The following is a 23884-nucleotide window of genomic DNA, read 5'->3' on the forward strand; positions in this document are numbered from 1 at the left end:
CGGCAGCGCGGACTAGAGCTGCTCGGTCTCGCGGTAGTCGTCGGTGTCGTAGTCGGCCTCGCCGAAGGTGTCCACGACGTTCGCCGGGTCGAAGTTCGGAGCCGAGTCCTTCAGCCCGAGACCCATCCCGGCGAGCTTCATCTTGACCTCGTCGATCGACTTCTGACCGAAGTTGCGAATGTCGAGGAGGTCGGCCTCGGTACGCCCGATGAGCTCACCAACGGAGTTGATGCCCTCGCGCTTGAGGCAGTTGTAGGAGCGGACGGTGAGGTCCAGCTCCTCGATCGGCAGAGCGAGGTCCGCCGCCAGCTGGGCGTCCTGCGGGGACGGCCCGATGTCGATGCCCTCGGCGGTCTCATCCAGCTCCCGGGCGAGCCCGAACAGCTCCACCAGCGTCGAACCGGCGGAGGCCAGCGCGGTACGCGGACCCATCGACGGCTTGGTCTCGACGTCGATGATCAGCCGGTCGAAGTCGGTGCGCTGCTCGACACGGGTTGCCTCGACGCGGTAGGTGACCTTCAGCACCGGCGAGTAGATCGAGTCGACCGGGATCCGGCCGATCTCGGCGCCGGACTGCTTGTTCTGCGCCGCCGTCACGTAGCCCCGGCCCCGCTCGACGGTCAGCTCCATGTCGAGCCGGCCCTTGCCGTTCAGTGTGGCGAGCTTGAGATCCGGGTTGTGCACCGAGACGCCGGCCGGGGGCTGGATGTCGCCCGCGGTCACGTCGCCCGGACCCTGCTTACGCAGGTACATGCTGACCGGCTCGTCGTGCTCGGAGCTGACGCACAGCTCCTTGATGTTCATGACGAGCTCGACCACGTCCTCCTTGACACCGGGGATCGTGGTGAACTCGTGCAGCACACCGTCGATCTTGATCGAGGTGACGGCCGCGCCCGGGATCGACGACAGCAACGTACGCCGCAGCGAGTTGCCCAGGGTGTAGCCGAAGCCCGGCTCCAGCGGCTCGATGGCGAACCGGGACCGGGTCTCGTTGATCGACTCCTCGGAGAGGGAGGGTCGCTGGCTGATGAGCATCTTTTCTCTTCTCTTCCGGGGCGCCCGCTATTTGACGCCCACGACACAAACTGTTCCGGTGGCCCGCCCCGAAGGGCGGGCCACCGAACGAGCTCGGACTACTTGGAGTAGAGCTCGACGATCAACTGCTCCTGGACCTGCGTGTCGATGACCTGCCGGGCCGGGAGGGAGTGCACGAGCACCTTCATCTGGCTCGGGATGGCCTCAAGCCACGCCGGAACCGTCTTCGAGCCGGCCTGAGCCTGCGCGACGACGAACGGGGTGAGCTCCTTGCTCTTGCCCCGAACCTCGATGATGTCGTGCTCCTTGACGCGGTACGACGGGATGTCGACCTTCTTGCCGTTCACGGTGAAGTGACCGTGCTTGACCAGCTGGCGGGCCATGTCCCGCGAGTGGGCGTAGCCGGCCCGGTAAACGACGTTGTCCAGCCGCGACTCGAGGATCTGCAGGAGGACCTCACCGGTCTTGGCCTGCTTGCCAACGGCTTCCTCGTAGTAACCGCGGAACTGCTTCTCCAGCACGCCGTAAACCCGACGGGCCTTCTGCTTCTCACGGAGCTGGAGCAGGTACTCCGTCTCCTTGGTGCGGCCGCGGCCGTGCTGCCCGGGCGGGAACGGCCGGGACTCGAACGGGCACTTCGGACCATCGCACTTGCTGCCCTTGAGGAACAGCTTCATCTTCTCCCGCCGGCAACGGCGGCAGTCTGCACCGGTGTAACGAGCCATCTCTCTCTACCTCTCAGACCCGGCGACGCTTCGGCGGACGGCACCCGTTGTGCGGCTGCGGGGTGACGTCGGCGATCTGCCCGACCTCAAGGCCCACTGCCTGCAGCGAACGGATGGCGGTTTCCCGGCCGGAGCCGGGGCCCTTGACGAACACGTCGACCTTGCGCATGCCGTGCTCCATGGCGCGACGCGCGGCAGCCTCGGCGGCCAGCTGCGCAGCGAACGGAGTCGACTTGCGGGAGCCCTTGAAGCCGACCTGGCCAGCGGAGGCCCAGGAGATGACCGCACCGGTCGGGTCCGTGATGGACACGATGGTGTTGTTGAACGTGCTCTTGATGTGCGCCTGCCCGTGGGCGACGTTCTTGCGTTCCTTGCGCCGGACCTTCTTTACAGCGGCTCCGGCACGAGCCTTCGGTGGCATAAGTCTGTGCGCTCCTAGTTGACTTTCCGGATCGGGTTGCGGCCTGACCCACCTCGGCGGCGGCCGACCCCGTCATCCGGTCAAGAACTACTTCTTGCCGGGCTTCTTCTTGCCGGCGACGGTCCGCTTCGGGCCCTTGCGGGTCCGTGCGTTGGTCTTGGTCCGCTGGCCACGCACGGGCAGGCCCCGGCGGTGCCGGATGCCGGCGTAGCAGCCGATCTCAACCTTGCGGCGGATGTCAGCGGCGACCTCGCGGCGCAGGTCGCCTTCAACCTTGTAGTTGCCCTCGATGTGGTCGCGGAGCTGCACGAGCTCCTCGTCCGTGAGGTCCCGAGCGCGCTTGTCCGGCGAGATGCCGGTGGCGGCGAGTGTCTCCAGGGCGCGGGTGCGACCGACCCCGAAGATGTAGGTGAGCGCGATCTCCAACCGCTTTTCGCGGGGGAGATCCACGCCGACTAGACGTGCCATGTGCGGGCGTACTCCTCGTGATGTGTGGCGGAGGTGTGGACCCGTCCCACCCCGCTACCGGCCGTCCCGTCTTTCCGACGCGGTGAGCGCCGGCGACCGGGATCGGTCGCTGCCCGAGCGGGCCCCGGCCTCCGACCGGGGGTCAACCACGCAGAGGTACGTCTGGCGTACCGCTCGCGGCTGGGACGAGCATGTGTGATGTGTGTGTCGCTGGGGACCTGCCTGGACCAACGCCACCCGGCCGTGCTCCGGCCGGACGGGCTGAGTCAGCCCTGGCGCTGCTTGTGGCGCGGGTCGCTGCAGATGACCATGACCCGGCCGTGCCGGCGGATAACCCGGCACTTGTTGCAGATCCTCTTGACGCTCGGCTTGACCTTCACGGTTGCCTTACTTCCCATCTGGCCCGGCTACGCGCTCAGCGCGACGCCGGACGTCGAAGACGGACACGGGACTTCCCGGCCGTCGTCAGGACTACTTGTAGCGGTAGACGATGCGCCCGCGGGTCAGGTCGTACGGCGAAAGTTCGACGACGACCCGGTCCTCCGGAAGAATGCGGATGTAGTGCTGCCGCATCTTGCCGCTGATGTGAGCCAACACCTTGTGGCCGTTCGCGAGCTCCACCCGGAACATGGCGTTCGGCAGGGGCTCGATGACCCGACCCTCGATCTCAATGGCTCCGTCTTTTTTCGGCATGTCCTCCGCTGTCCTGACGTCGATTGCTCCGGGCGGCCCACAACGTCTTACACGGAAATCTGATCAGAATCAGAACCCCGCGCCAGCCGCGGCTCCAGCTCCCACCGAAGCGCAGGGTGGGCATGCCGGAGTGGACGCTGTGCGCCGATCTGAAAGTGTACGCCGGCCTGCAGTCCCCCGCCAAACCGACCACCCACCCACCCGCGCGTCACCCCGACCGACCCCACCTCCAGCCCTGTTGATCATGAAGTTGTTGCCACCAGCCCCGGCGTGTGAGGGCAATAACTTCATGATCAACGGAGAGGGGGTGGCAGGGCTCGGGGGTTATTGGGGGTTGTCTGGGCTGATGGCGCGCTTTGCCTGTTTGCGTTCCCGGCGGCGCTGGCGCTTGATGGCCTGGCGCTGGGGCTCGCGCCCGGCCAGCCCGGTAACCGTGCGGACCACCAGCACCGCACCCCACGGTCCCGCCACCCAGGCCGGCCAGAAGTAGAGCAGATCCCGGCTGAGCACCGACGTCACCGCCCAGATGGTCACCACGAAGCCGATCACCCGCAGGTACGGGAACCACACCTCAGCCAGCCAACGGGCGGTGGCGCCCCGGGTGAGGGCCTGACCGAGCGGGTCACCCAGCGGGCTCACCGTCGGCCCGGCGGTCGGGGCCAGGCCGGACCACTGAGTCGGCGTCACCGGCGGCAGGTCGGTGAGCAGGGCTTCAAGATCGGCATACGTGCGTGCCGCATAGGCCAGCTGCAACCGCTCGTCATACTCGTGCAGATCCAGTCGGCCCTCGTCGAGGGCGACCCGCAATCGGTCGGCCACCGCCGCACGGTCCGAGTCCGCGGCTCGCATCCCGTCGCGCCCGCCCATCCCGTCCATGCCGGCAAGCATGCCACCGTCACGCCAGCCCAACCGACCCCGCACTTCGGTCGATCATGAAGTTGTCGCCAGCCTCACCGGCGTGTCAGGGCAATAACTTCATGATCAACGGAGAGGGGGTGGGTCAGGGGGTTTTGGTGGCTGCGGGTTGGCGGGCGGTCACCAGGTCGCCCAGGCGGGCGCGACCGCCGTCGAACGCGGTGAGCACCCAGACGCCGTCCGGCAACAGCGCCATCGAATGCTCGACGTGCGCGGCCACCGAGCCGTCCCGGGTGACGACCGTCCACCCGTCGGCCAACTCGGCGGTACGCGGGGAGGCCATGGTGATCATCGGCTCGATGGCCAGGGCCATACCCGGGACCAGTCGCGGACCCTTGCCCGGCCGACCGTGGTTGAGCACGTGAGGGTCCTGGTGCATCTCGGTGCCGATGCCATGCCCGCCGTAGCCGTCGACGATGCCGTACCGGCCGCCCTTGCGGACAGCGGTCTCCACGGCGTGCGAGATGTCGGTGAGGCGGCCCTTGCCGCTGGCCGCACCACGCGCGGCGGCGGCGATGCCGGCCCACATCGCGTCCTCGGCGACCTCGGCCATCCTCAGCAGCGCCGGGTCGACGTCACCGACCCCGACCGTGATCGCGGAGTCGCCGTGCCACCCGTCCAGCACCGCACCGCAGTCGATGGAGATCAGGTCACCGGCCTGGAGCACCTGCTTCGGCGACGGGATGGCGTGCACGATCTGCTCGTTGACCGAGGAACAGATCGACGCCGGAAAACCGTGGTAGCCCTTGAACGACGGAACGCCGCCCGCCTCGCGGATGGTCGCCTCGGCGATGGCGTCCAGATCGGCGGTGCTCACACCGGGGGCGACAGCCTCCCGCATCCGGCGCAACGCCTCGGCCACCACCAGCCCGGCGGCCCGCATCTTCTCGATCTGGTCAGGGGTCTTCAGCTGGATGTCCAGCTGGGGACGACGCATGGAGCGGTTACCTTTCGTTGCCGAACAGCGGGGCACATAACGCGTACCCCGCTGTTCGCACTCTATCCGCCGTGGCCCGGCCGGACCTCAGCCGCCGTACGACCGCAACGCGTCGATGGCCCGGGTGGTGACGTCCTCCACCGGCCCGGTGGCGTCGATCCCGACCAGCTTGCCCTGAGCGCCGTAGTAGTCGACCAGGGGTGCGGTCTTCTCGCTGTATTCGCGGAGCCGCGTGGCGATCGTCTCCGGCTTGTCGTCGTCGCGCTGGAACAGCTCGGCGCCGCACCGGTCACAGATGCCGGGCCGGGTGGTGGCATCGAACTCGACGTGCCAGATCTTGCCGCAGCCCCGGCAGGTACGCCTGCCGGAGAGCCGCCGGATCACCTCGTCGTCGTCGACGACCAACTCCAGGACCAGATCCAGGGCGGTGCCCAGATCGGCCAGGAGCTTGTCCAGAGCGGCCGCCTGCGGAGTCGTCCGCGGGAAGCCGTCGAGCAGGAAACCCTCGCTGGCGTCGGGCTCGGCCAGCCGGTCCCGGACCATGTTGATGGTGACCTCGTCCGGAACCAGCTCGCCCGCATCCATGTACCGCTTCGCCTCGACACCGAGCGGCGTGCCCTGGGTGACGTTCGACCGGAAGATGTCTCCGGTCGAAATCTTCGGCACCGAGAGGTGCGCGGCGATGAACTCGGCCTGCGTGCCCTTGCCCGCGCCCGGCGGGCCAACCAGAACGAGTCTCATCTACCGCAGGAACCCTTCGTAGTTCCGCTGCATGAGTTGGCTCTCGATCTGCTTCACGGTCTCCAGACCGACGCCGACCATGATGAGCACAGCGGTGCCGCCGAACGGGAAGTTCTGGTACTGCTGGTTGTCCAGCCAGATGAAGAAGAAGTTCGGCAGGATCGAGATGACGCCGAGGTAGAGCGCGCCCGGCAGGGTGATCCGGCTGAGGATGAAGTCCAGGTAGTCGGCGGTCGGCTTGCCCGGGCGGATGCCCGGCACGAACCCGCCGTACTTCTTCATGTTGTCAGCGACCTCGGTCGGGTTGAACGTGATCGAGACGTAGAAGTACGTGAAGAAGATGATCAGCAGGAAGTAGACCGAGATGTAGATCGGGCTGCTCGGGTTGACCAGGTTGTTCTGGATCCACGACTGGGTCTTGCCCGGGTCGGTCTGGTCGAAGAACTGCAGCGCCAACTGCGGCAGGTAGAGCAGCGACGAGCCGAAGATGACCGGGATCACACCCGCCTGGTTGACCTTGAGCGGGATGTAGGTCGAGGTGCCGCCGTACATCCGCCGGCCGATCATCCGCTTGGCGTACTGCACCGGGATCCGGCGCTGCGCCTGCTCGATGAAGGTGACCGCCGTGATGACCACCAGGACCAGCGCGATGACCAGGGCGAACATGTCCCAGCCCTTGCTGGTCTTGATCTGCCAGCCCTCGCTGGGCAGCCGCGCCGCGATCGAGGTGAAGATCAGGACGGACATGCCGTTGCCGACGCCGCGGTCGGTGATCAGCTCACCGAGCCACATGACCATGCCGGTGCCGGCGGTCATCGTCATCACCAGGATGGTCAGGGTCAGCCAGTCCGGGATGCCGGTGCCGGTGGGGATGATCGGGAACTGGTCGCACTTGTTCTGGAACAGCTGGCCCGAGCGGGCCAGAGCCACGAACGCGGACGCCTGCAGCACACCGAGACCAAGAGTCAGGTAGCGGGTGTACTGGGTGATCTTCGCCTGACCGGCCTGGCCCTCCTTGCGGAGCTGCTCCAGGCGGGGGATCACGACGGTCAGCAGCTGCAGGATGATCGACGCGGTGATGTAGGGCATGATGCCCAGCGCGAAGACCGAGAGCTGTAGCAGCGCTCCGCCGGAGAAGAGGTTGAGAAGGTTCACCACCCCGGTGGTGTCACCCTGGATGGTGTCGAGGCACTTCTGCACGTTGCCGTACGAGACGCCCGGGCTGGGGAGCGTTGCACCCAGCCGGTAGACCGCGATGATGCCTACTGTGAACAGCAGCTTCTTGCGCAGGTCAGGCGTACGGAACGCACTGAGAAAGGCGGACAGCAACTTCTTCCTCCTGCGCGAGGCGGGCCGCCGGTGATCCCTGGCGGGTCGGGGTGGATCACGAGCGAGTGCCCGCAATCCATGGCTGGGATGGGACTCTAACAGCCTCACCCCGGTCCGGGCAGATGCGCCCGACTACATAAATCGATTCCGATGTTACCGGGCGCTCAGGCCCCAGGCAGACCACGGCGCCCGCCAGTTGCTCTCAACTGGACGGGCGCCATGGTCGTAGGCCTTACAGCTCGGTGACGGAGCCACCGGCAGCAGCGATCTTCTCCTTGGCCGACGCACTGAACGCGTGCGCGGACACCTGGAGCGCCACACCGCCGAGATCCCCGGTGCCGAGAACCTTGACCGGGTGACCCTTGCGGACCGCGCCGGACTCAACGAGCTCCAGCGGGCCGACCTGACCACCATTCGGGAACAGCTCAGCGAGTCGGTCCAGGTTGACCACCTGGAAGACCACCTTGAACTTGTTCTTGAAGCCCTTCATCTTCGGCAGGCGCATGTGGATGGGCATCTGCCCACCCTCGAACGCCGCCGAGATGTTCTTGCGGGCCTTGGAACCCTTGGTACCGCGACCAGCGGTCTTGCCCTTGGACCCCTCACCGCGACCCACACGGGTCTTCGCGGTCTTGGAACCGGGCGCCGGGCGCAGGTGATGCACCTTGATCGTCATTACTCGACCTCCTCGACCTTCACGAGGTGGCTCACAGTGAAGATCATGCCGCGGATCTCGGGCCGGTCCTCCTTGACCACCACGTCGTTGATCCGCTTGAGACCGAGCGAACGCAGCGACTCACGCTGGTTGTGCTTGGTCCCGATACCGGACCGGAGCTGGGTGACCTTCAGGCGTGCCATCAGTGCGCCACCCCCGCACGCGACGCCAGCATGGCGGCCGGCGCAACGTCCTCCACCGGCAGACCACGACGCGCCGCGACCTGCTCGGGGGACTCAAGCCCCTTCAGGGCCGCCACAGTGGCGTGCACGATGTTGATCGGGTTCGACGAACCGAGGCTCTTGGAGAGCACGTCGTGGATCCCAGCGCACTCCAGCACGGCACGCACCGGTCCGCCGGCGATGACACCCGTACCGGCCGAGGCCGGCTTGAGCAGCACCACACCAGCGGCGTCCTCACCCGTCACCGGGTGCGGGATCGACTGACCGATCCGCGGGACCTTGAAGAAGTGCTTCTTGGCCTCCTCGACGCCCTTGGCGATGGCCGCGGGCACCTCCTTGGCCTTTCCGTAGCCCACGCCGACCGTGCCGTCGCCGTCGCCCACGATCACCAGGGCGGTGAAGCTGAAGCGACGACCACCCTTCACGACCTTGGCGACGCGGTTGATCGCGACGACCCGCTCAAGGTGCGGGGTCTTCTCGACGGGCGCGTTTCCGCGGCCGCCCTCACGGCGGTTGTCGCGGCGACCACCCTCGTTGCCACCGGACCCGCCGCCACGGCGCTGTTGACCTGGCATCAGCAGCCTTCCTTCTCTCTCGTGACGGGGTTGTTAGAACTCGAGCCCGGCTTCGCGGGCGGCGTCGGCAAGCGCGGCGACTCGCCCCGCGTACCGGTTGCCGCCGCGGTCGAAGACGACCTTGGAGACGCCGGCGGCCTTGGCCCGCTCGGCGAGCAGCGCGCCCACCTTGCCAGCCAGGGCGCTCTTGTCGCCCTCCGCACCGCGCAGCGAGGCGTCCAGGGTCGACGCCGACGCCAGGGTGTGACCCTTGGTGTCGTCGACGACCTGGGCGACCATGTGCCGCAGCGAGCGGGTGACGACCAGGCGCGGACGCTCGGCCGTACCGCTGACGTTCTTGCGGACGCGGAAGTGTCGACGCGCACGCCCAACGGCGCGCTTGGCGGCGACACCGCGGCGGCGCTTGAGCAGCGTGGCGCTCACTTCTTACCTGCCTTTCCAGCCTTGCGGCGGATGACCTCGCCCTGGTACTTGACGCCCTTGCCCTTGTAGGGCTCCGGCGGGCGGATCTTCCGGATGTTGGCGGCGACCTCACCGACCTGCTGCTTGTCGATGCCAGCCACGTGGAACAGGGTCGGCCGCTCCACCGTGAAGGTGATGCCCGCCGGGGCGGAGACGACCACCGGGTGCGAGAACCCGAGCGCGAACTCGAGGTCCGAACCCTTGGCGGTGACCCGGTAACCGGTGCCGGCGATCTCCAGGCTCTTGCGGTAGCCCTCGGTGACCCCGACGATCATGTTGGCAACCAGCGTACGGCTCAGGCCGTGGAGTTCCTTGGCCTTGCGCTCGTCGTTCGGCCGGTTGACGCTCAGCTGCCCATCCTCGGCCCGCTCGATCGTGATCGGCTCGGCGAGGGTGTGCTGGAGCTGGCCCTTGGGGCCCTTGACCTTGACGGTCTGCCCGTCGATCGTGATGTCGACGCCGGCTGGCACCGGGATCGACTTACGTCCAATTCGCGACATTTCTACCTGTCTCCCGTTACCAGACGAAGGCGAGGACTTCCCCGCCAACACTCCGCTTGCGGGCCTGCCGGTCGGTCAGCAGCCCCTGGGACGTCGAAATGATCGCCACGCCCAGCCCACCGAGCACCCGCGGGAGCCCGTCCGACTTGGCGTACACCCGGAGACCGGGCTTGGACACGCGCTTGATGCCGGCCAGGCTCCGCTCGCGGTTCTGGCCGTACTTCAGCTCGACGACCAGTCGCTTGCCGACGGCGCCCTCCTCGGGCTCCTCGACCGACCAGGTGGCGATGTAACCCTCGGCCTTCAGGACCTCGGCGATGTTCGCCTTGATCTTGGAGTAGGGCATCTTCACCTGATCGTGGTACGCCTGGTTGGCGTTACGCAGACGCGTGAGCATGTCTGCGATCGGGTCGGTCATCGTCATGGATTTCGTCAGCCTTTCTCGCCGGGGTTCCCGGGGCATCAGCCCCGGGCCTACGGCGAAGAGCAATACCTAATCGGTGCAGGAGTTCCCGGCCGACGGCCGGGACGCGGTCGCCCTTACCAGGAAGCCTTGGACACGCCCGGCAGCTCACCGCGGTGAGCCATCTCCCGGATGCAGACCCGGCAGAGCCCGAACTTGCGGTAGACCGCCTTCGGACGCCCGCACCGCTGGCAGCGGGTGTACGCGCGAACCGAGAACTTCGGCTTCGCGGCCGCCTTGATGATCAGCGCCTTCTTGGCCATCTCAGTTCTCCTTGAACGGGAAGCCCAGGAGCTTGAGCAGCGCCCGGCCCTCGTCGTCGGTCGTGGCGGTCGTGACCACCGTGATGTCCATGCCCCGCTGGCGATCGATCCGGTCCTGGTCGATCTCGTGGAACACCGACTGCTCGGTCAGACCGAACGTGTAGTTGCCGTGCCCGTCCAGCTTGCGCCCGTCCAAGCCGCGGAAGTCGCGGATACGCGGCAGCGCGATGGAGAGCAGCCGGTCCATGAACTCCCACATCCGGTCGCCGCGAAGGGTGACCTTCGCGCCGATCGGCATGCCCTCGCGGAGCTTGAACTGCGCGATGGACTTGGTCGCCCGACGCACCTGCGGCTTCTGGCCGGTGATCGTGGCGAGGTCGCGGACCGCGCCGTCGATCAGCTTGGCGTCGCGAGCAGCCTCGCCGACACCCATGTTGACGACGATCTTGACCAGCCGCGGCACCTGCATGGGGTTGCCGTAGCTGCGCTGCTCACGCAGCTGGGCCACGATCTCGTTGCGGTACCGCTCCTTGAGGCGCGGCAGGGTCTTTTCGGTAGCCGTGGTCATCACAGGTCCTTACCGGTGCTACGCGCGATGCGGACCTTCTGGCCGTTGTCGTCGATCCGGTAACCGACGCGGGTCGGCTTGCCGTCGGAGTCCAGGACCTGCACGTTCGAGACGTGGATCGGGGCCTCCTGAGTGACGATGCCGCCGGTCTTGGCGCCACGCTGGGTGGTGCTGATGCGGGTGTGCTTCTTGACCCGGTTCACGCCCTCTACAAGGACCTTGTCCTGCCGCGGGTAGGCCTGAATGACCTTGCCCTTGGCACCCTTGTCCTTGCCGGCGATGACGACGACCGTGTCGCCCTTCTTGACCTTCACGGTCACAACACCTCCGGCGCGAGGGAAATAATCTTCATGAACCGCTTGTCCCGCAGCTCCCGGCCCACCGGGCCGAAGATACGGGTTCCACGCGGGTCCCCGCCGTCCTTGATGATGACGGCGGCGTTCTCGTCGAAGCGGATGTACGAGCCGTCCGGACGACGCCTCTCCTTGGCCGTGCGAACGACGACAGCCTTGACGACGTCGCCCTTCTTCACACCGGCACCCGGGATCGCGTCCTTGACCGTGGCCACGATGACGTCGCCGATGCTCGCGTAGCGCCGACCCGAGCCACCGAGAACCCGGATGCACAGGATCTCCCGAGCACCCGTGTTGTCGGCGACGCGCAGTCGCGACTCCTGCTGAATCACGTCTATCTCCTATGTCTGCCGGTTCTCCGGCCGCCGTAGCGGCCGGAGCCTGGCGGAACCTACGCCCGACGCAACGCCGGGCGAGCTCGAGCCTTCGCTACTTGGCCTTTTCCAGGATCTCCACGATCCGCCAACGCTTGGTGGCGCTCAGCGGCCGGGTCTCCATGATGAGAACCCGGTCACCGGTGCCAGCGGCGTTCTGCTCGTCGTGCACCTTCAGCTTGGCCGTGCGGCGCATGATCTTGCCGTACAGCGCGTGCCGAACCCGGTCCTCGACCTCGACCACGACGGTCTTGTCCATCTTGTCGCTGATCACCAGGCCCTCGCGGACCTTGCGGCGCGACCGCGCGGCGGCGGTGGCGGTCTCTTCGGTCATGATGCAGTCACCTCAGTCGGCGCGGCCGAGAGCCCCAGCTCGCGCTCACGCATGATCGTGTAGATCCGGGCGATCTCCCGACGGATGACCTGCAACCGCCGGTTGTTGTCCAGCTGCCCGGTTGCGGCCTGCACGCGGAGGTTGAACAGCTCCGCCTTGGCCTCCCGCAGCTTCGTGACCAGCTCCTCTTCGGAGAGCTCACGCAGCTCGGTCGCCTTAACGCCCGCTGCCATCAGGATTCACCCACTTCGCGCGTAACAATGCGGCACTTCATCGGGAGCTTGTGGATCGCGCGACGCATGGCCTCTCGCGCGGTCTGCTCGTTGGGGAAGGACATCTCGAAGAGAACCCGCCCCGGCTTGACGTTGGCAACCCACCACTCGGGCGAACCCTTACCGGAACCCATCCGGGTCTCGGCAGGCTTCTTGGTGAGGGCCTGGTCCGGGAAGATCGTGATCCAGACCTTGCCACCACGCTTGATGTGGCGAGTCATCGCGATACGTGCCGACTCGATCTGCCGGTTCGTCACGTACGCCGGCTCGAGAGCCTGGATCCCGAACTCGCCGAACACCACCCGGTTACCACCCTTGGACGCGCCACTGCGGTCCGGGTGGTGCGGCTTGCGGAAGCCCTTCGGGGGCTTGCGCGGCATCAGCATCTGTCAGCCCTCCTGCTGCGTTTCTGCCGGAGCAGCAGTGGCGGCGACAGCTGCGCTGTCCACCGGCTCGCCGCTCGGCGTCTCGGCCTGCTGCGCGATGGTGGTCGCAGCAGCCCGACCGGCCTCGGTGCCACCAGCCGTGGTGCCGGACGAACCCGACCGGCCACGGCGCGGACGCTCGGGACGGTCGCCGCGCTCACCACGACGCGGGCGGGACGGACCGGCCTCGGCCGGAGCTTCCCGGCCCGGGACGGCGTCGCCCTTGTAGATCCAGACCTTCACACCGATCCGACCGAACGTGGTACGGGCCTCGAAGAAGCCGTACTCGATGTTGGCCCGCAGCGTGTGCAGCGGAACCCGGCCCTCACGGTAGAACTCGGTCCGGCTCATCTCGGCGCCGCCGAGGCGACCCGAGACCTGAACCCGGATGCCCTTGCAGACCGGGTTCTTCATCGCCGACTGCATGGCCTTGCGCATCGCCCGACGGAAGCTGACCCGGCTGGACAGCTGCTCGGCCACGCCCTGCGCGACCAGCTGAGCGTCCGACTCGGGGTTCTTCACCTCGATGATGTTCAGCTGAACCTGCTTGCCGGTGAGCTTCTCAAGCTCGCCGCGGATCCGGTCGGCCTCCGCACCCTTACGGCCGATGACGATGCCCGGCCGGGCGGTGTGGATGTCGACCCGGACCCGGTCGCGGGTGCGCTCGATGTCGACCTTGGAAATCCCGGCACGCTCGAGGCCCTTGGACATCATGCGGCGGATCTTGACATCCTCGCCGATGTAGTCCTTGTAGAGCTTGTCCGCGAACCAGCGGGACTTCCAGTCGGTCGAGATGCCGAGCCGGAACCCAGTGGGGTGAACCTTCTGACCCATTACTCGGCGTCCTCCGTCTTGCTCTGCGCTTCGGCCGGTGCGGCCTCCGTGGCCGGGGCGGCCTTCTTCGCCGCGGCCTTCCTCGGCGCTGCCGGCGCGACCGCTTCGACCGCCACAGTGATGTGGCAGGTGCGCTTGCGGATTCGGTACGCCCGACCCTGCGCCCGCGGCTGGAACCGCTTCATCGTCGGGCCCTCGTCCACGAAGGCCTCGCTGACGAGCAGCGCGTCGGGGTCCAGCCGCTCGTTGTTCTCCGCGTTGGCGATCGCGCTAGCGAGCACCTTGTACACCTGCTCGCTCGCAGCCTGCGGCGCGAACTGCAGCACCGTGAGCGCCTCCTTCGCGGGCAGGCCGCGGACGAGGTTGACCACCCGGCGCGCCTTCATCGGCGAGATGCGCACGTGCCGCGCAACCGCCCGCGCGCCCGGAAGCACCGGAGCGTCGCCCTTTCCTGGCATCGCTGTAACCCCTTGTTCCCTCTATCCGTATGCCCGCGGCGTCAGCGCCGACGGCTCTTCCGGTCGTCCTTCTCGTGACCCTTGAACGTGCGGGTCAGCGCGAACTCGCCGAGCTTGTGCCCGACCATCGCCTCGGTCACGAACACCGGGACGTGCTTGCGTCCGTCATGCACGGCGATCGTGTGCCCCAGCATCTCGGGGATGATCGTCGAGCGCCGCGACCAGGTCTTGATCACGTTCTTGGAACCCTTGTCGTTCTGAACTTCCACCTTCTTGAGCAGGTGGTCGTCTACGAACGGGCCCTTCTTCAGGCTGCGAGGCATGTCTTATCTCCCTCAGCCGCGCTTACGCGTGGCGTAGCGGCGGCGGACGATCAGCCGGTCACTCGGCTGGCCCTTACGGCGGGTGCGGCCCTCGGGCTTACCCTGCGGGTTGACCGGGTGGCGACCACCGGAGGTCTTACCCTCACCACCACCGTGCGGGTGGTCGACCGGGTTCATGGCGACACCACGGACGGTCGGGCGCTTGCCCTTCCACCGCATCCGGCCGGCCTTACCCCAGTTGATGTTCGACTGGTCGGCGTTGCCGATCTCGCCGACGCTGGCGCGGCAGCGCACGTCCACCCGCCGGATCTCGCCGGACGGCATTCGCAGGGTCGCGTACGCGCCCTCGCGGCCGAGCAGCTGGATGCCGACGCCGGCGGAACGGGCCAGCTTGGCCCCGCCACCCGGACGCAGCTCCACGTTGTGGATCGTGGTACCGACCGGGATGTTGCGCAGCGGCAGGTTGTTACCCGGCTTGATGTCGGCGCCCGGGCCGGACTCGACGCGGTCGCCCTGCTTCATGTCCTTCGGCGCGAGGATGTACCGCTTCTCGCCGTCGGCGTAGTGCAGCAGCGCGATGCGCGCCGTGCGGTTCGGGTCGTACTCGATGTGAGCGACCTTCGCCGGCACGCCGTCCTTGTCGACCCGCTTGAAGTCGATCAGACGGTACTGACGCTTGTGACCGCCACCGTGGTGCCGCGTGGTGATCCGGCCGTGGGCGTTACGCCCGCCCTTCTTCGGCAACGGAGCCAGCAGCGACTTTTCCGGCGTGGACCGGGTGATCTCGGCGAAGTCAGCGACACTGGAGCCACGTCGGCCCGGCGTCGTCGGCTTGTACTTACGGATAGCCATTGTCTACACCCCTCAGCTGACCGGGCCGCCGAAGGCCTCGATGCGGTCACCGTCAGCCAGCTTCACGATCGCCCGCTTGGTCGCCTTGCGCTGACCGAAACCGGTCTTGGTGCGCTTGCGCTTACCCTGGCGGTTGAGCGTGTTGACCGTCAGGACGCGGACGTTGAAGATCTGCTGGATAGCGATCTTGATCTCGGTCTTGTTCGCGTCCGGGTGCACCAGGAAGGTGTACCAGTTCCGGTTCAGCTCGCTGTAGCTCTTCTCCGAGACGACCGGCGCCACGATGATGTCGCGCGGGTCGGCGATCGTGCTCACTTGCCACCCTCCTCGGTGGTCTCGGCGGGCACGCCCAGGAACTCGTCCAGGGCGTCCTTGGTGAAGACCACGTCGTCGGCCACGAGCACGTCGTACGTGTTCAGCTGGCCGGACTCGATCAGGTGCACCCGCGGCTCATTGCGCAGCGACACCCAGTTCAGCTCGTCGGTGCTGCTCAGCACGACCAGGACCCGACGGGCCTCGGTGAGCTTGGTCAGCGTGGCCAGGGCCGCCTTGGTCGACGGCTTCTCGCCCGAGACGAACGCCTCGACGACGTGCACCTGCCCGGCGCGGGCCCGGTCGGAGAGGGCACCCCGCAGAGCGGCGGCCTTCATCTTCTTCGGGGTCCGCTGGCTGTAGTCGCGCGGCACGGGACCGTGCACGACGCCACCGCCGGCGAACTGCGGCGCGCGGATCGAGCCCTGCCGGGCGCGACCGGTGCCCTTCTGCTTGTACGGCTTCTTGCCGCCACCGGCGACCTCGCCGCGGGTCTTGGCCTTGTGCGTGCCCTGTCGGGCCGCCGCGAGCTGGGCCACCACGACCTGGTGCATCAGCGCGACGTTGGCCTGCACGTCGAAGATGTCCTCCGGCAGCTCCACGGAGCCGCTGGTGGTGCCTTCGACGGTGCGCACGTCAACGGTGGTCACTTGGCCGCACCGCCCTTCTTCACCTTGCTCTTGGCCGCGGTACGGACCAGAACGAGCGCGCCCTTCGGACCAGGAATGGCACCCCGGACGAGCAGCAGGTTGTTCTCGGTGTCGACCGCCTGGACGGTGAGGTTCTGCACGGTGTACCGCACGCCACCCATCCGGCCGGCCATCCGGGTGCCCTTGAAGACACGACCCGGAGTGGCGCAGGCGCCGATGGAGCCGGGCGAGCGGTGCTTGCGCTCGACGCCGTGCCCGGCGCCCAGACCGTGGAAGCCGTGCCGCTTCATCGGGCCGGCGTAGCCCTTGCCCTTAGTCTTGCCGGTGACGTCGATGGTGACGCCGGCCGGGAACTCCTCGACAGTGACTTCCTGGCCGAGCGAGTATTCCCCAGCGTCAGTGGTGCGCAGCTCGACGATGTGCCGGCGCGGCGCCACGTCCGCCTTGGCGTAGTGCCCGCTGATCGGCTTCTTGACCTTGCGCGGGTCGATGGTGCCGTACGCGAGCTGGACCGCGGAGTAACCGTCCTTCTCGGCGCTACGAACCTGGCTGATGACGCACGGGCCGGCCTCGACCACGGTCACGGGAACAACGCGGTTGTTCTCCCAGACCTGGGTCATGCCGAGCTTGGCGCCCAGGATCCCCTTGACTTGCCTGTCCATTTGTCCGGTCCCTACAGCTTGATCTCGATGTCGACGCCAGCCGGCAGGTCGAGGCGCATGAGCGAGTCGACCGTCTTCGGGGTCGGGTCGATGATGTCGATCAGCCGCTTGTGTGTGCGCATCTCGAAGTGCTCGCGCGAGTCCTTGTACTTGTGCGGCGAGCGGATAACGCAGAAACGGTTGATCTCCGTGGGCAGCGGCACCGGGCCCGCGACCTGCGCCCCGGTGCGCGTCACCGTCTCGACGATCTTCCGAGCCGAGGAGTCGACGACCTCGTGGTCATAGGCCTTGAGCCGGATGCGGATCTTCTGTCCCGCCATGGTGGCTTCTGTTCCTTCTCTCGATGCCGCTGTGTTGCGGGCGCCTGTACCGGCTGGCACAGGCCCACTTCGCCGACCCCCGCGGTCGGGCGTGTCGCGCCCTCGGGCCGAGCTCCGCCCCTAGGTACCGGAGTGGTGCTGACCGCACGGGGGGTCAAGGCGCCGATCGCATTACCGCGACCTGAACGCCGTGCGAGGGTGGTTGGCGACTGGGTCGCCAACCACCCTACGCTCGACTGCCTCGCCACCCGGAGGTTCAGCGAAAGCCGAACACAGGCGACGAACTGTCGTTACGCAACCTGACTAGTATGCCGCACGACCGGCGGCGGGTCTAATCGGGGTTACCTAGTTCACTTGTTAATCTTGGTGACGAACCCGGCGCCGACGGTGCGGCCACCCTCGCGGATCGCGAACTTGAGGTTCTCCTCCATGGCGATGGGCTGGATCAGCTTCACCGACATGGACGTGTTGTCACCCGGCATGACCATCTCGGTGCCCTCGGGGAGGGTGACGACACCGGTGACGTCAGTGGTCCGGAAGTAGAACTGCGGACGGTAGTTCTGGAAGAACGGGGTGTGACGGCCACCCTCCTCCTTGGAGAGGATGTAGACCGTCGCCTCGAACTCCGTGTGCGGGGTGTTCGAGCCCGGCTTCACGACGACCATGCCGCGCTCGACCTCGTCGCGCTTGGTACCACGCAGCAGCAGGCCGACGTTCTCACCTGCGCGGGCGTCGTCCAGGGTCTTCCGGAACATCTCGATCGCGGTGACCTTGGTCTTGAAGCTCTTCTCCTTGATACCGACGAGCTCAACATCCTCGTTCGGCAGGAGAACGCCGCGCTCCACGCGACCGGTGACGACGGTGCCACGACCAGTGATCGTGAAGACGTCCTCGACCGGCATCAGGAACGGCTTGTCAACCTCGCGCTCCGGCTGCGGGATCGAGGTGTCGACAGCGGTCATCAGGTCCAGCAGCTTGCCGGTCCACTCGGGGTCACCCTCGAGGGCCTTCAGCGCCGAAACCCGAACGACCGGCAGGTCGTCACCCGGGTACTCCTGCGAGGAGAGCAGCTCACGGACCTCGAGCTCGACGAGCTCCAGGAGCTCCTCGTCATCGACCATGTCGCTCTTGTTGAGCGCCACGACGATGTACGGCACACCGACCTGACGGGCCAGCAGCACGTGCTCGCGGGTCTGCGGCATCGGGCCGTCGGTCGCCGCGACCACCAGGATCGCGCCGTCCATCTGCGCGGCACCGGTGATCATGTTCTTGATGTAGTCGGCGTGCCCAGGGCAGTCGACGTGCGCGTAGTGCCGCGACTCGGTCTGGTACTCGACGTGCGCGATCGAGATCGTGATGCCGCGGGCCTTCTCCTCCGGCGCCTTGTCGATCTCGTCGAACGGCGTGTAGGGGTTCAGGTCCGGGTACTGGTCGTGCAGGACCTTGGTGATGGCCGCCGTCAGCGTCGTCTTACCGTGGTCGATGTGACCAATGGTGCCGATGTTGACGTGCGGCTTAGTCCGCTCGAACTTAGCCTTCGCCACTGGTGTCCTCCTGTGGACTTCTTGGTTCGTACGCCCGGCGCGCCGGTCGGCGCTTAGGACTCTGTCGACAGCCTTTCCGGCCTGACGGCCGGAGAGCCTTTGTGGGTTCTGCGGCGATGAAGCCTACAGGCCCGGTCTCACGCGATCCGATCGTGGTGGCCGCGGGCGGGTGAACCCTCCCGCGACCAACCACGAATCACCTGCTCAGAGCGTTACTCGCCCGTTGCCTTGGCGATGATCTCCTTCGCGACGCTCTGCGGAACCTCGGCGTAGGAGTCGAACTGCATGCTGTAGCTAGCCCGGCCCTGGGTCTTCGACCGCAGGTCGCCGACGTAGCCGAACATCTCCGACAACGGCACCAGGGCCCGGACGATGCGGGCGCCGCTGCGCTCCTCCATCGCCTGGATGATGCCGCGGCGGGAGTTGAGGTCACCGATGACGTCACCCATGTTCTCCTCAGGAGTGGTGACTTCAACGGCCATCATCGGCTCGAGCAGTGCCGGATCGGCCTTGCGGGCCGCGTCCTTCATCACCATCGAGCCGGCGATCTTGAATGCCATTTCCGACGAGTCGACCTCGTGGTACTGGCCGTCCAGCAGGGTCAGCTTCACGCCGACCAGCGGGAAGCCCGCCAGGATGCCGTACTGCAGCGCGTCCTGCGCACCGGCGTCCACCGAGGGGATGAACTCCCGGGGGATGCGGCCGCCGCTGACGGCGTTGGCGAACTCGTAGGTCGGCGAGTCGTTGTCCAGCGGAAGCGGCTCGACGCTCACGATCACGCGGGCGTACTGGCCGGAACCACCGGTCTGCTTCTTGTGGGTGTACTCGACCTTGTCCACCTTGCGGCGGATGGTCTCGCGGTACGCCACCTGCGGCTTGCCGACGTTCGCCTCGACGTTGAACTCGCGGCGCATACGGTCGACCAGGATGTCCAGGTGCAGCTCGCCCATGCCGGAGATGACCGTCTGACCGGTCTCCTCGTCCAGCTGGACGCGGAAGGTCGGGTCCTCCTCGGCCAGGCGCTGGATGGCAGTGCCCAGCTTCTCCTGGTCGGACTTGGTCTTCGGCTCGATCGCCACCGAGATGACCGGCTCCGGGAAGGTCATCGACTCCAGGATCACCGGGTTCGCCGGGTCGGAGAGAGTGTCGCCGGTGGTGGTCTGCTTGAGACCCTGCACGGCGATGATGTCGCCGGCCTGCGCCGACGGACGCTCTTCCCGCTTGTTGGCGTGCATCTGGTAGATCTTGCCGATCCGCTCCTTGCGGTCCTTTGTGGAGTTGACCACCTGGGAACCGGAATCGAGCGTGCCGGAGTAGACCCGCACGTAGGTGAGCTTGCCCAGGTGCTTGTCCGTCTGGATCTTGAAGGCCAGGCCGGAGAAGGGCTCCGAGTTGGACGGCTTACGCAGCAGCGGGGTCTCGCCGTCGGTGGCCGTACCCTCGATCGCCGGAACGTCCAGCGGCGACGGCAGGAAGTCGACAACGGCGTCGAGCATGGGCTGAACGCCCTTGTTCTTGAACGCCGAGCCGCAGAGCACCGGGTTGGCCTTGCCGGCGATGGTGGCACGCCGGATGGCGGCCTTGATCTCCTCGACGGAGATCTCGTCGCCCTCCAGGTACTTCTCCATCACCGCGTCGTCGACGTCGGCGAGGGTCTCCATCAGCTTCTCGCGCCACTCGGCCGCGGAGTCGGCCAGCTCGGCCGGGATCTCCTCAACCGCGTAGTCCTCACCCTTCTGGGTCTCCCCGCGCCAGGTGAGCGCGCGCATGCCGATCAGGTCGACGACACCGATGTGGTCACCCTCGAGCCCGATCGGGATCTGGAGCACCAGCGGGGTGGCGTTCAGCCGGTCGATCATCATCTGCACGCAGCGGAAGAAGTCGGCGCCGGTCCGGTCGAGCTTGTTGACGAAGCACATACGCGGGACGTTGTACTTGTCGGCCTGCCGCCAGACGTTCTCCGTCTGCGGTTCCACGCCGGCGACACCGTCGTAAACCGCTACCGCACCATCCAGGACCCGCAACGACCGCTCGACCTCGACCGTGAAGTCGACGTGGCCAGGCGTGTCGATGATCTGGATCGTGTGGTCTTTCCACTCACACTTGGTAGCAGCGGAGGTGATGGTGATACCACGCTCCTGCTCCTGCTCCATCCAGTCCATGACGGCAGCGCCCTCGTGGACCTCACCGATCTTGTACGTGATGCCGGTGTAGAACAGGATTCGCTCGGTGGTCGTGGTCTTACCGGCATCGATGTGCGCCATGATGCCGATGTTGCGTACCTTGGCGAGCGCGTCTGCGGCGGCCACTTCAATCCCTACTTATCGTCGTCTCGACTCAACTGGTGGCGGTTCCGGCGCCCGGAGGCGCCGGAACCAGGGTGTTACCAGCGGTAGTGCGCGAAGGCCTTGTTCGACTCGGCCATCTTGTGCGTGTCCTCGCGCCGCTTGACGGCGGCACCGAGGCCGTTGCTCGCGTCCAGCAGCTCGTTCATCAGCCGCTCGACCATTGTCTTCTCGCGCCGGGCGCGGGAGTACGTGACCAGCCAACGCAGGCCCAGGGTGGTCGCCCGGGTCGGGCGGACCTCGACCGGAACCTGGTAGGTGGCGCCACCTACACGACGGCTGCGCACCTCGAGGGTCGGCTTGACGTTGTCCATCGCCCGCTTGAGGGTGACGACCGGGTCGGTGCCGGACTTCTCGCGGCAGCCCTCGAGGGCCGCGTACACGATGGACTCGGCGAGCTGACGCTTGCCGCGGAGCAGGATCTTGTTCACCAGCTGGGTGACCAGCGGCGAGTTGTACACCGGGTCAGCGACCAGTGGCCGCCGCGGAGCGGGTCCCTTACGCGGCATGTCAGCTCTTCTCCTTCTTCGCGCCGTACCGGCTGCGCGCCTGCTTGCGGTTGCGGACACCCTGGGTGTCCAGCGAGCCGCGAACGATCTTGTAACGCACGCCGGGGAGGTCCTTCACCCGACCGCCGCGAACGAGCACGATCGAGTGCTCCTGCAGGTTGTGACCGACGCCGGGGATGTAGGCGGTCACCTCGATCTGGCTGCTGAGCTTCACGCGAGCGACCTTGCGCAGCGCCGAGTTCGGCTTCTTCGGGGTGGTGGTGTACACGCGGGTGCACACGCCGCGCCGCTGAGGGGAACCCTTCAGCGCCGGGGTCTTGGTCTTGGTCGTCTTCGCCTGGCGGCCCTTTCGGACCAGCTGCTGGATCGTGGGCACCGGGTTTCTCCGCTCCCTTCGGCCGCATCCGCGGCCGCGCCGTCTGCTCGTTAGCCGACCTGATGACCGGCTCTCCTACATTCCGACCAGGGTCGCCTTGCGGAGACCCCGGCACCCGCGGTCGGGCGTGTCGCCCTCGTCACGGCCCCGTTGCGACGCTCTCGCGTTCGTACCGGGTTTTGTCACCGGCACGCGGGTCGCCCCGCCCCGGATCTTTGGCTTGTCGTGCCGCCGTCCGTAAGCCGGAAACAGCGCACGCACGAGTTGCCCGGGCATGCCCGGGCACAAGGGGAAAGAGTACCTACCACAACCGCCCAGGTCAAAACGGAATGGCCCGGCGACTGTCTCACACCCGCCGGCCGGATCTCGTCCTGCCCCGTCGCCCGCGATGGGCACCTACGAATGCAAGTGTACCGGCTTCCCCGCAGAAGCACCCATCGCCCCCGGGGTGACCGGAAGCCTTCCGCGGAAAACCCCCGTCAGGTGCCGGATCTCTCGGTGACGACCCTCACGTCAGTGTGAGAAGCAGGGCAAGACCCAGGCCCAGCAGGCTGAGCAGTGCCCCCGCCGCGCCGCAGCTGATCCCGGCCATCGCCAGCCCGCGGCCGGTGAACTGGACCGCGGATGGTGCTGTCGGCCGCCCGATCTGCCGCCGGCCGAGCAGCCCGATGACGACCGCCGCCGCGCCGGCCAGCACACCCAGCGCGGCGAACGCCCCGGAGGCCCAGGCCCCGCCGTCGTTCTTGAAGGCCACTCCGAAGCAGATCACCAGCAGTGAGACCAGAAGTGAGGCGATCCCCGCCACCAGCGCCCCGATGGCCAGCCCGGAGGTGACCGGCGCCACGTCCAGGTGCACGACGCCGAACGGCGTACCCGAAACCGCCTCCACCCGCTTCGGCGGCCGACGCTGGTCGTCGGTGGGCGGCGGTACCGAACGCCCCGGTGTGCCACCCCACCCCGGGCCGTGCCCCGGCGGCGGCGGACCCCAGCCGGGCGGCGCAGCCGACCCAGACGCCGGCGGACCCCAGCCGGGCGGCACCCCAGGCCCAGACGCCGGCGGACCCCAGCCGGGCGGCACCCCAGGCGCAGACGCCGGCGGACCCCAGCCGTACGGCACCCCAGGCGCAGACGACGGCGGACCCCACCCGGGCGGCGCAGAAGACGGCGGACCCCAGCCGGGCGGCGCAGTCGGCGCAGAAGACGACGGACCCCAGCCATGCGGCGTCGAGGTCGGTGCGCTGGAGACCGGGTACGGCTGGTCGGAGCCGGGCACCGCGGTGGTGCCCCAGCCGTTCGGACCCCAACCCGGGGGCGGCGCCGCGGGGGGCGGCGGGCCCGGGTGGGAGACCGGTTGGTGCGTCTCGCCGCTCGGACCGGGTCGCGCCCAGTCGCTCGGCTCGGCTGGCGGAGCCGGGGGGTCCGGCGGGCCGGCCGGTTCGTCCGCAGGGGGCCGCGCCGGTTCCGTCACGAGGTCCTCCTGTCGAAAGGCCGCCACCGCCACTCGGCGGACACCGGCCAGGCTACCGCCGCGAGCACCGCCGCCCGCGCCGGGCGCGGCCACCGGTGGCTCAGTCCATGTTCGCCGGGTAGTCGTGGCCGAACGGGGCGCCGGCCAACCGGACCACCCCGATGACCACCGCGGCCACCACGCTGACCGCCACCAGCACCAGGCCGGTCCAGGCCATCCACTCCCCCCGTCGCAGCCAGACGCCGCCGGTCAGGAAACCCCCGGAGGCGTACGCCTCCCGGCGCGCCTGGCGGGCCAGTTGCAGGGCCACCGTGGCCGGCACCACGCCACCGATGAACAGCCCGGTCAACATGCCGAGCAGGCCCAGCGCGAAGACCGCCCGTGCCTTCGTGGCGCGGGCCGGGTCCGGGTCCAGCGGGTGGCGCATGCCCTGCTGGGCGACGGACACCTGCCCGGGTGCTGTCGTCATCTCCCCATCATG

General features: G+C 67.6%; 37 protein-coding genes. All 37 read right to left on the reverse strand.

Annotation, left to right across the window (positions count from 1 at the left end):
• Positions 1-12: 12 nt before the first annotated feature.
• The 37 genes from AB0B94_RS16005 to AB0B94_RS16185 all read right to left on the reverse strand — a co-directional run bounded on the left by AB0B94_RS16005 (position 13) and on the right by AB0B94_RS16185 (position 23872).
• Positions 13-1035, reverse strand: a complete 1023-nt coding sequence (locus AB0B94_RS16005; protein WP_053653923.1) for a DNA-directed RNA polymerase subunit alpha — start codon at positions 1033-1035, stop codon at positions 13-15.
• A 98-nt stretch (positions 1036-1133) separates the two neighbouring features.
• On the reverse strand, positions 1134-1760 hold the full coding sequence (gene rpsD, locus AB0B94_RS16010) for a 30S ribosomal protein S4 (RefSeq protein ID WP_007465229.1): 627 nt from the start codon (positions 1758-1760) through the stop codon (positions 1134-1136).
• A gap of 13 nt (positions 1761-1773) precedes the next feature.
• Positions 1774-2181 (reverse strand): 30S ribosomal protein S11, encoded by a 408-nt coding sequence (gene rpsK, locus AB0B94_RS16015; RefSeq protein WP_030329919.1) that lies wholly within the window; start codon positions 2179-2181, stop codon positions 1774-1776.
• A gap of 87 nt (positions 2182-2268) precedes the next feature.
• On the reverse strand, positions 2269-2649 hold the full coding sequence (rpsM, locus tag AB0B94_RS16020) for a 30S ribosomal protein S13 (RefSeq protein WP_030329917.1): 381 nt from the start codon (positions 2647-2649) through the stop codon (positions 2269-2271).
• 266 nt (positions 2650-2915) lie between these two features.
• Positions 2916-3029, reverse strand: a complete 114-nt coding sequence (gene rpmJ / locus AB0B94_RS16025) for a 50S ribosomal protein L36 (protein WP_043965539.1) — start codon at positions 3027-3029, stop codon at positions 2916-2918.
• A 91-nt stretch (positions 3030-3120) separates the two neighbouring features.
• Positions 3121-3342 carry a translation initiation factor IF-1 gene (infA, locus tag AB0B94_RS16030; protein ID WP_007073013.1) on the reverse strand — a complete coding sequence of 74 codons (222 nt, stop codon included), beginning with the start codon at positions 3340-3342 and terminating at the stop codon, positions 3121-3123.
• 324 nt (positions 3343-3666) lie between these two features.
• A complete protein-coding gene (locus tag AB0B94_RS16035) occupies positions 3667-4209 on the reverse strand; it encodes a DUF1707 domain-containing protein (protein WP_357280032.1) in 543 nt (180 codons plus the stop codon).
• A 133-nt stretch (positions 4210-4342) separates the two neighbouring features.
• Positions 4343-5194: a type I methionyl aminopeptidase gene (gene map, locus AB0B94_RS16040; protein ID WP_357279159.1), complete on the reverse strand. Its 852-nt coding sequence runs from the start codon at positions 5192-5194 to the stop codon at positions 4343-4345.
• Between the two features lie 87 nt (positions 5195-5281).
• Positions 5282-5935: an adenylate kinase gene (locus AB0B94_RS16045; RefSeq protein WP_088950228.1), complete on the reverse strand. Its 654-nt coding sequence runs from the start codon at positions 5933-5935 to the stop codon at positions 5282-5284.
• On the reverse strand, positions 5936-7264 hold the full coding sequence (gene secY, locus AB0B94_RS16050) for a preprotein translocase subunit SecY (protein ID WP_091402379.1): 1329 nt from the start codon (positions 7262-7264) through the stop codon (positions 5936-5938).
• A 232-nt stretch (positions 7265-7496) separates the two neighbouring features.
• A complete protein-coding gene (gene rplO, locus AB0B94_RS16055) occupies positions 7497-7940 on the reverse strand; it encodes a 50S ribosomal protein L15 (RefSeq protein WP_030329906.1) in 444 nt (147 codons plus the stop codon).
• Complete coding sequence (gene rpmD / locus AB0B94_RS16060; RefSeq protein ID WP_007465262.1) at positions 7940-8122, reverse strand: 50S ribosomal protein L30; 183 nt, start codon at positions 8120-8122, stop codon at positions 7940-7942. The genes rplO and rpmD overlap by 1 nt, the downstream gene beginning before the upstream one ends.
• Entirely contained in the window at positions 8122-8736 is a 615-nt protein-coding gene (gene rpsE / locus AB0B94_RS16065; RefSeq protein ID WP_074314587.1) for a 30S ribosomal protein S5, read from the reverse strand. Before rpsE ends, rpmD begins: the two co-directional genes overlap by 1 nt.
• Positions 8737-8769: 33 nt before the next feature.
• Positions 8770-9147, reverse strand: a complete 378-nt coding sequence (rplR, locus tag AB0B94_RS16070; protein WP_181518401.1) for a 50S ribosomal protein L18 — start codon at positions 9145-9147, stop codon at positions 8770-8772.
• 8 nt (positions 9148-9155) lie between these two features.
• Positions 9156-9698, reverse strand: coding sequence for a 50S ribosomal protein L6 (gene rplF / locus AB0B94_RS16075; protein WP_357279176.1), 543 nt, complete (start codon positions 9696-9698; stop codon positions 9156-9158).
• A gap of 16 nt (positions 9699-9714) precedes the next feature.
• Positions 9715-10122: a 30S ribosomal protein S8 gene (gene rpsH, locus AB0B94_RS16080; protein ID WP_007465270.1), complete on the reverse strand. Its 408-nt coding sequence runs from the start codon at positions 10120-10122 to the stop codon at positions 9715-9717.
• 116 nt (positions 10123-10238) lie between these two features.
• Positions 10239-10424: a type Z 30S ribosomal protein S14 gene (locus tag AB0B94_RS16085; RefSeq protein WP_007465272.1), complete on the reverse strand. Its 186-nt coding sequence runs from the start codon at positions 10422-10424 to the stop codon at positions 10239-10241.
• Position 10425: 1 nt separating this feature from the next.
• Positions 10426-10992 carry a 50S ribosomal protein L5 gene (gene rplE / locus AB0B94_RS16090; RefSeq protein ID WP_091402385.1) on the reverse strand — a complete coding sequence of 189 codons (567 nt, stop codon included), beginning with the start codon at positions 10990-10992 and terminating at the stop codon, positions 10426-10428.
• A complete protein-coding gene (gene rplX / locus AB0B94_RS16095) occupies positions 10992-11312 on the reverse strand; it encodes a 50S ribosomal protein L24 (RefSeq protein WP_172899047.1) in 321 nt (106 codons plus the stop codon). Before rplX ends, rplE begins: the two co-directional genes overlap by 1 nt.
• Complete coding sequence (rplN, locus tag AB0B94_RS16100; RefSeq protein ID WP_007465279.1) at positions 11309-11677, reverse strand: 50S ribosomal protein L14; 369 nt, start codon at positions 11675-11677, stop codon at positions 11309-11311. Before rplN ends, rplX begins: the two co-directional genes overlap by 4 nt.
• A 97-nt stretch (positions 11678-11774) precedes the next feature.
• On the reverse strand, positions 11775-12053 hold the full coding sequence (gene rpsQ / locus AB0B94_RS16105) for a 30S ribosomal protein S17 (RefSeq protein WP_030489590.1): 279 nt from the start codon (positions 12051-12053) through the stop codon (positions 11775-11777).
• The gene (gene rpmC, locus AB0B94_RS16110; protein WP_007465283.1) at positions 12050-12286 is read right to left on the reverse strand and encodes a 50S ribosomal protein L29; all 237 of its coding nucleotides are present in this window, start codon (positions 12284-12286) and stop codon (positions 12050-12052) included. Before rpmC ends, rpsQ begins: the two co-directional genes overlap by 4 nt.
• Entirely contained in the window at positions 12286-12711 is a 426-nt protein-coding gene (rplP, locus tag AB0B94_RS16115; protein WP_053653940.1) for a 50S ribosomal protein L16, read from the reverse strand. Before rplP ends, rpmC begins: the two co-directional genes overlap by 1 nt.
• A gap of 3 nt (positions 12712-12714) precedes the next feature.
• On the reverse strand, positions 12715-13584 hold the full coding sequence (gene rpsC / locus AB0B94_RS16120) for a 30S ribosomal protein S3 (RefSeq protein ID WP_091402401.1): 870 nt from the start codon (positions 13582-13584) through the stop codon (positions 12715-12717).
• A complete protein-coding gene (gene rplV, locus AB0B94_RS16125) occupies positions 13584-14042 on the reverse strand; it encodes a 50S ribosomal protein L22 (protein WP_007465297.1) in 459 nt (152 codons plus the stop codon). The genes rpsC and rplV overlap by 1 nt, the downstream gene beginning before the upstream one ends.
• A gap of 41 nt (positions 14043-14083) precedes the next feature.
• Positions 14084-14365, reverse strand: coding sequence for a 30S ribosomal protein S19 (gene rpsS, locus AB0B94_RS16130; RefSeq protein WP_007465299.1), 282 nt, complete (start codon positions 14363-14365; stop codon positions 14084-14086).
• Positions 14366-14377: 12 nt separating this feature from the next.
• Entirely contained in the window at positions 14378-15217 is an 840-nt protein-coding gene (rplB, locus tag AB0B94_RS16135; protein ID WP_053653944.1) for a 50S ribosomal protein L2, read from the reverse strand.
• Positions 15218-15229: 12 nt separating this feature from the next.
• The gene (gene rplW / locus AB0B94_RS16140; protein WP_007465304.1) at positions 15230-15532 is read right to left on the reverse strand and encodes a 50S ribosomal protein L23; all 303 of its coding nucleotides are present in this window, start codon (positions 15530-15532) and stop codon (positions 15230-15232) included.
• Entirely contained in the window at positions 15529-16179 is a 651-nt protein-coding gene (gene rplD / locus AB0B94_RS16145) for a 50S ribosomal protein L4 (RefSeq protein ID WP_030489587.1), read from the reverse strand. The genes rplW and rplD overlap by 4 nt, the downstream gene beginning before the upstream one ends.
• Complete coding sequence (gene rplC, locus AB0B94_RS16150; RefSeq protein WP_091402403.1) at positions 16176-16841, reverse strand: 50S ribosomal protein L3; 666 nt, start codon at positions 16839-16841, stop codon at positions 16176-16178. The genes rplD and rplC overlap by 4 nt, the downstream gene beginning before the upstream one ends.
• 11 nt (positions 16842-16852) lie before the next feature.
• Positions 16853-17161: a 30S ribosomal protein S10 gene (gene rpsJ / locus AB0B94_RS16155; protein WP_007073037.1), complete on the reverse strand. Its 309-nt coding sequence runs from the start codon at positions 17159-17161 to the stop codon at positions 16853-16855.
• Positions 17162-17511: 350 nt separating this feature from the next.
• Positions 17512-18705 carry an elongation factor Tu gene (tuf, locus tag AB0B94_RS16160; RefSeq protein WP_030489585.1) on the reverse strand — a complete coding sequence of 398 codons (1194 nt, stop codon included), beginning with the start codon at positions 18703-18705 and terminating at the stop codon, positions 17512-17514.
• Positions 18706-18917: 212 nt separating this feature from the next.
• Positions 18918-21014: an elongation factor G gene (fusA, locus tag AB0B94_RS16165; protein WP_308193421.1), complete on the reverse strand. Its 2097-nt coding sequence runs from the start codon at positions 21012-21014 to the stop codon at positions 18918-18920.
• A gap of 74 nt (positions 21015-21088) precedes the next feature.
• Complete coding sequence (rpsG, locus tag AB0B94_RS16170; protein ID WP_007465317.1) at positions 21089-21559, reverse strand: 30S ribosomal protein S7; 471 nt, start codon at positions 21557-21559, stop codon at positions 21089-21091.
• Position 21560: 1 nt separating this feature from the next.
• Positions 21561-21935: a 30S ribosomal protein S12 gene (rpsL, locus tag AB0B94_RS16175; RefSeq protein WP_007465318.1), complete on the reverse strand. Its 375-nt coding sequence runs from the start codon at positions 21933-21935 to the stop codon at positions 21561-21563.
• Between the two features lie 508 nt (positions 21936-22443).
• Positions 22444-22824, reverse strand: coding sequence for a hypothetical protein (locus AB0B94_RS16180; protein ID WP_357279201.1), 381 nt, complete (start codon positions 22822-22824; stop codon positions 22444-22446).
• Between the two features lie 679 nt (positions 22825-23503).
• Positions 23504-23872, reverse strand: a complete 369-nt coding sequence (locus tag AB0B94_RS16185) for a hypothetical protein (protein ID WP_238667531.1) — start codon at positions 23870-23872, stop codon at positions 23504-23506.
• Positions 23873-23884: the final 12 nt, after the last annotated feature.

Source organism: Micromonospora sp. NPDC048986, from assembly GCF_040649335.1.
GTDB lineage: Bacteria > Actinomycetota > Actinomycetes > Mycobacteriales > Micromonosporaceae > Micromonospora > Micromonospora alfalfae.

Excerpts from the sequence above, each read along its gene's own strand:
- rplB (WP_053653944.1), bottom strand. The coding sequence starts at position 15,217 with ATGGCTATCCGTAAGTACAAGCCGACGACGCCGGGCCGACGTGGCTCC.
- rplF (WP_357279176.1), bottom strand. The coding sequence starts at position 9,698 with ATGTCGCGAATTGGACGTAAGTCGATCCCGGTGCCAGCCGGCGTCGAC.
- rplO (WP_030329906.1), bottom strand. The coding sequence starts at position 7,940 with ATGACGATCAAGGTGCATCACCTGCGCCCGGCGCCCGGTTCCAAGACC.
- rpsE (WP_074314587.1), bottom strand. The coding sequence starts at position 8,736 with ATGCCAGGTCAACAGCGCCGTGGCGGCGGGTCCGGTGGCAACGAGGGT.
- rpsD (WP_007465229.1), bottom strand. The coding sequence starts at position 1,760 with ATGGCTCGTTACACCGGTGCAGACTGCCGCCGTTGCCGGCGGGAGAAG.
- rplV (WP_007465297.1), bottom strand. The coding sequence starts at position 14,042 with ATGCCAGGAAAGGGCGACGCTCCGGTGCTTCCGGGCGCGCGGGCGGTT.
- rplC (WP_091402403.1), bottom strand. The coding sequence starts at position 16,841 with ATGGACAGGCAAGTCAAGGGGATCCTGGGCGCCAAGCTCGGCATGACC.
- rplP (WP_053653940.1), bottom strand. The coding sequence starts at position 12,711 with ATGCTGATGCCGCGCAAGCCCCCGAAGGGCTTCCGCAAGCCGCACCAC.
- rpmD (WP_007465262.1), bottom strand. The coding sequence starts at position 8,122 with ATGGCACGCCTGAAGGTCACCCAGCTCCGGTCCGGTATCGGGACCAAG.
- rpsS (WP_007465299.1), bottom strand. The coding sequence starts at position 14,365 with ATGCCTCGCAGCCTGAAGAAGGGCCCGTTCGTAGACGACCACCTGCTC.
- rpsQ (WP_030489590.1), bottom strand. The coding sequence starts at position 12,053 with ATGACCGAAGAGACCGCCACCGCCGCCGCGCGGTCGCGCCGCAAGGTC.
- rpsM (WP_030329917.1), bottom strand. The coding sequence starts at position 2,649 with ATGGCACGTCTAGTCGGCGTGGATCTCCCCCGCGAAAAGCGGTTGGAG.
- AB0B94_RS16085 (WP_007465272.1), bottom strand. The coding sequence starts at position 10,424 with ATGGCCAAGAAGGCGCTGATCATCAAGGCGGCCGCGAAGCCGAAGTTC.
- rpsJ (WP_007073037.1), bottom strand. The coding sequence starts at position 17,161 with ATGGCGGGACAGAAGATCCGCATCCGGCTCAAGGCCTATGACCACGAG.
- rpmC (WP_007465283.1), bottom strand. The coding sequence starts at position 12,286 with ATGGCAGCGGGCGTTAAGGCGACCGAGCTGCGTGAGCTCTCCGAAGAG.
- AB0B94_RS16045 (WP_088950228.1), bottom strand. The coding sequence starts at position 5,935 with ATGAGACTCGTTCTGGTTGGCCCGCCGGGCGCGGGCAAGGGCACGCAG.
- rplE (WP_091402385.1), bottom strand. The coding sequence starts at position 10,992 with ATGACCACGGCTACCGAAAAGACCCTGCCGCGCCTCAAGGAGCGGTAC.
- rpsH (WP_007465270.1), bottom strand. The coding sequence starts at position 10,122 with ATGACGATGACCGACCCGATCGCAGACATGCTCACGCGTCTGCGTAAC.
- rpsK (WP_030329919.1), bottom strand. The coding sequence starts at position 2,181 with ATGCCACCGAAGGCTCGTGCCGGAGCCGCTGTAAAGAAGGTCCGGCGC.
- infA (WP_007073013.1), bottom strand. The coding sequence starts at position 3,342 with ATGCCGAAAAAAGACGGAGCCATTGAGATCGAGGGTCGGGTCATCGAG.
- map (WP_357279159.1), bottom strand. The coding sequence starts at position 5,194 with ATGCGTCGTCCCCAGCTGGACATCCAGCTGAAGACCCCTGACCAGATC.
- AB0B94_RS16185 (WP_238667531.1), bottom strand. The coding sequence starts at position 23,872 with ATGACGACAGCACCCGGGCAGGTGTCCGTCGCCCAGCAGGGCATGCGC.
- rpsC (WP_091402401.1), bottom strand. The coding sequence starts at position 13,584 with ATGGGTCAGAAGGTTCACCCCACTGGGTTCCGGCTCGGCATCTCGACC.
- rpsG (WP_007465317.1), bottom strand. The coding sequence starts at position 21,559 with ATGCCGCGTAAGGGACCCGCTCCGCGGCGGCCACTGGTCGCTGACCCG.
- AB0B94_RS16005 (WP_053653923.1), bottom strand. The coding sequence starts at position 1,035 with ATGCTCATCAGCCAGCGACCCTCCCTCTCCGAGGAGTCGATCAACGAG.
- AB0B94_RS16035 (WP_357280032.1), bottom strand. The coding sequence starts at position 4,209 with ATGGGCGGGCGCGACGGGATGCGAGCCGCGGACTCGGACCGTGCGGCG.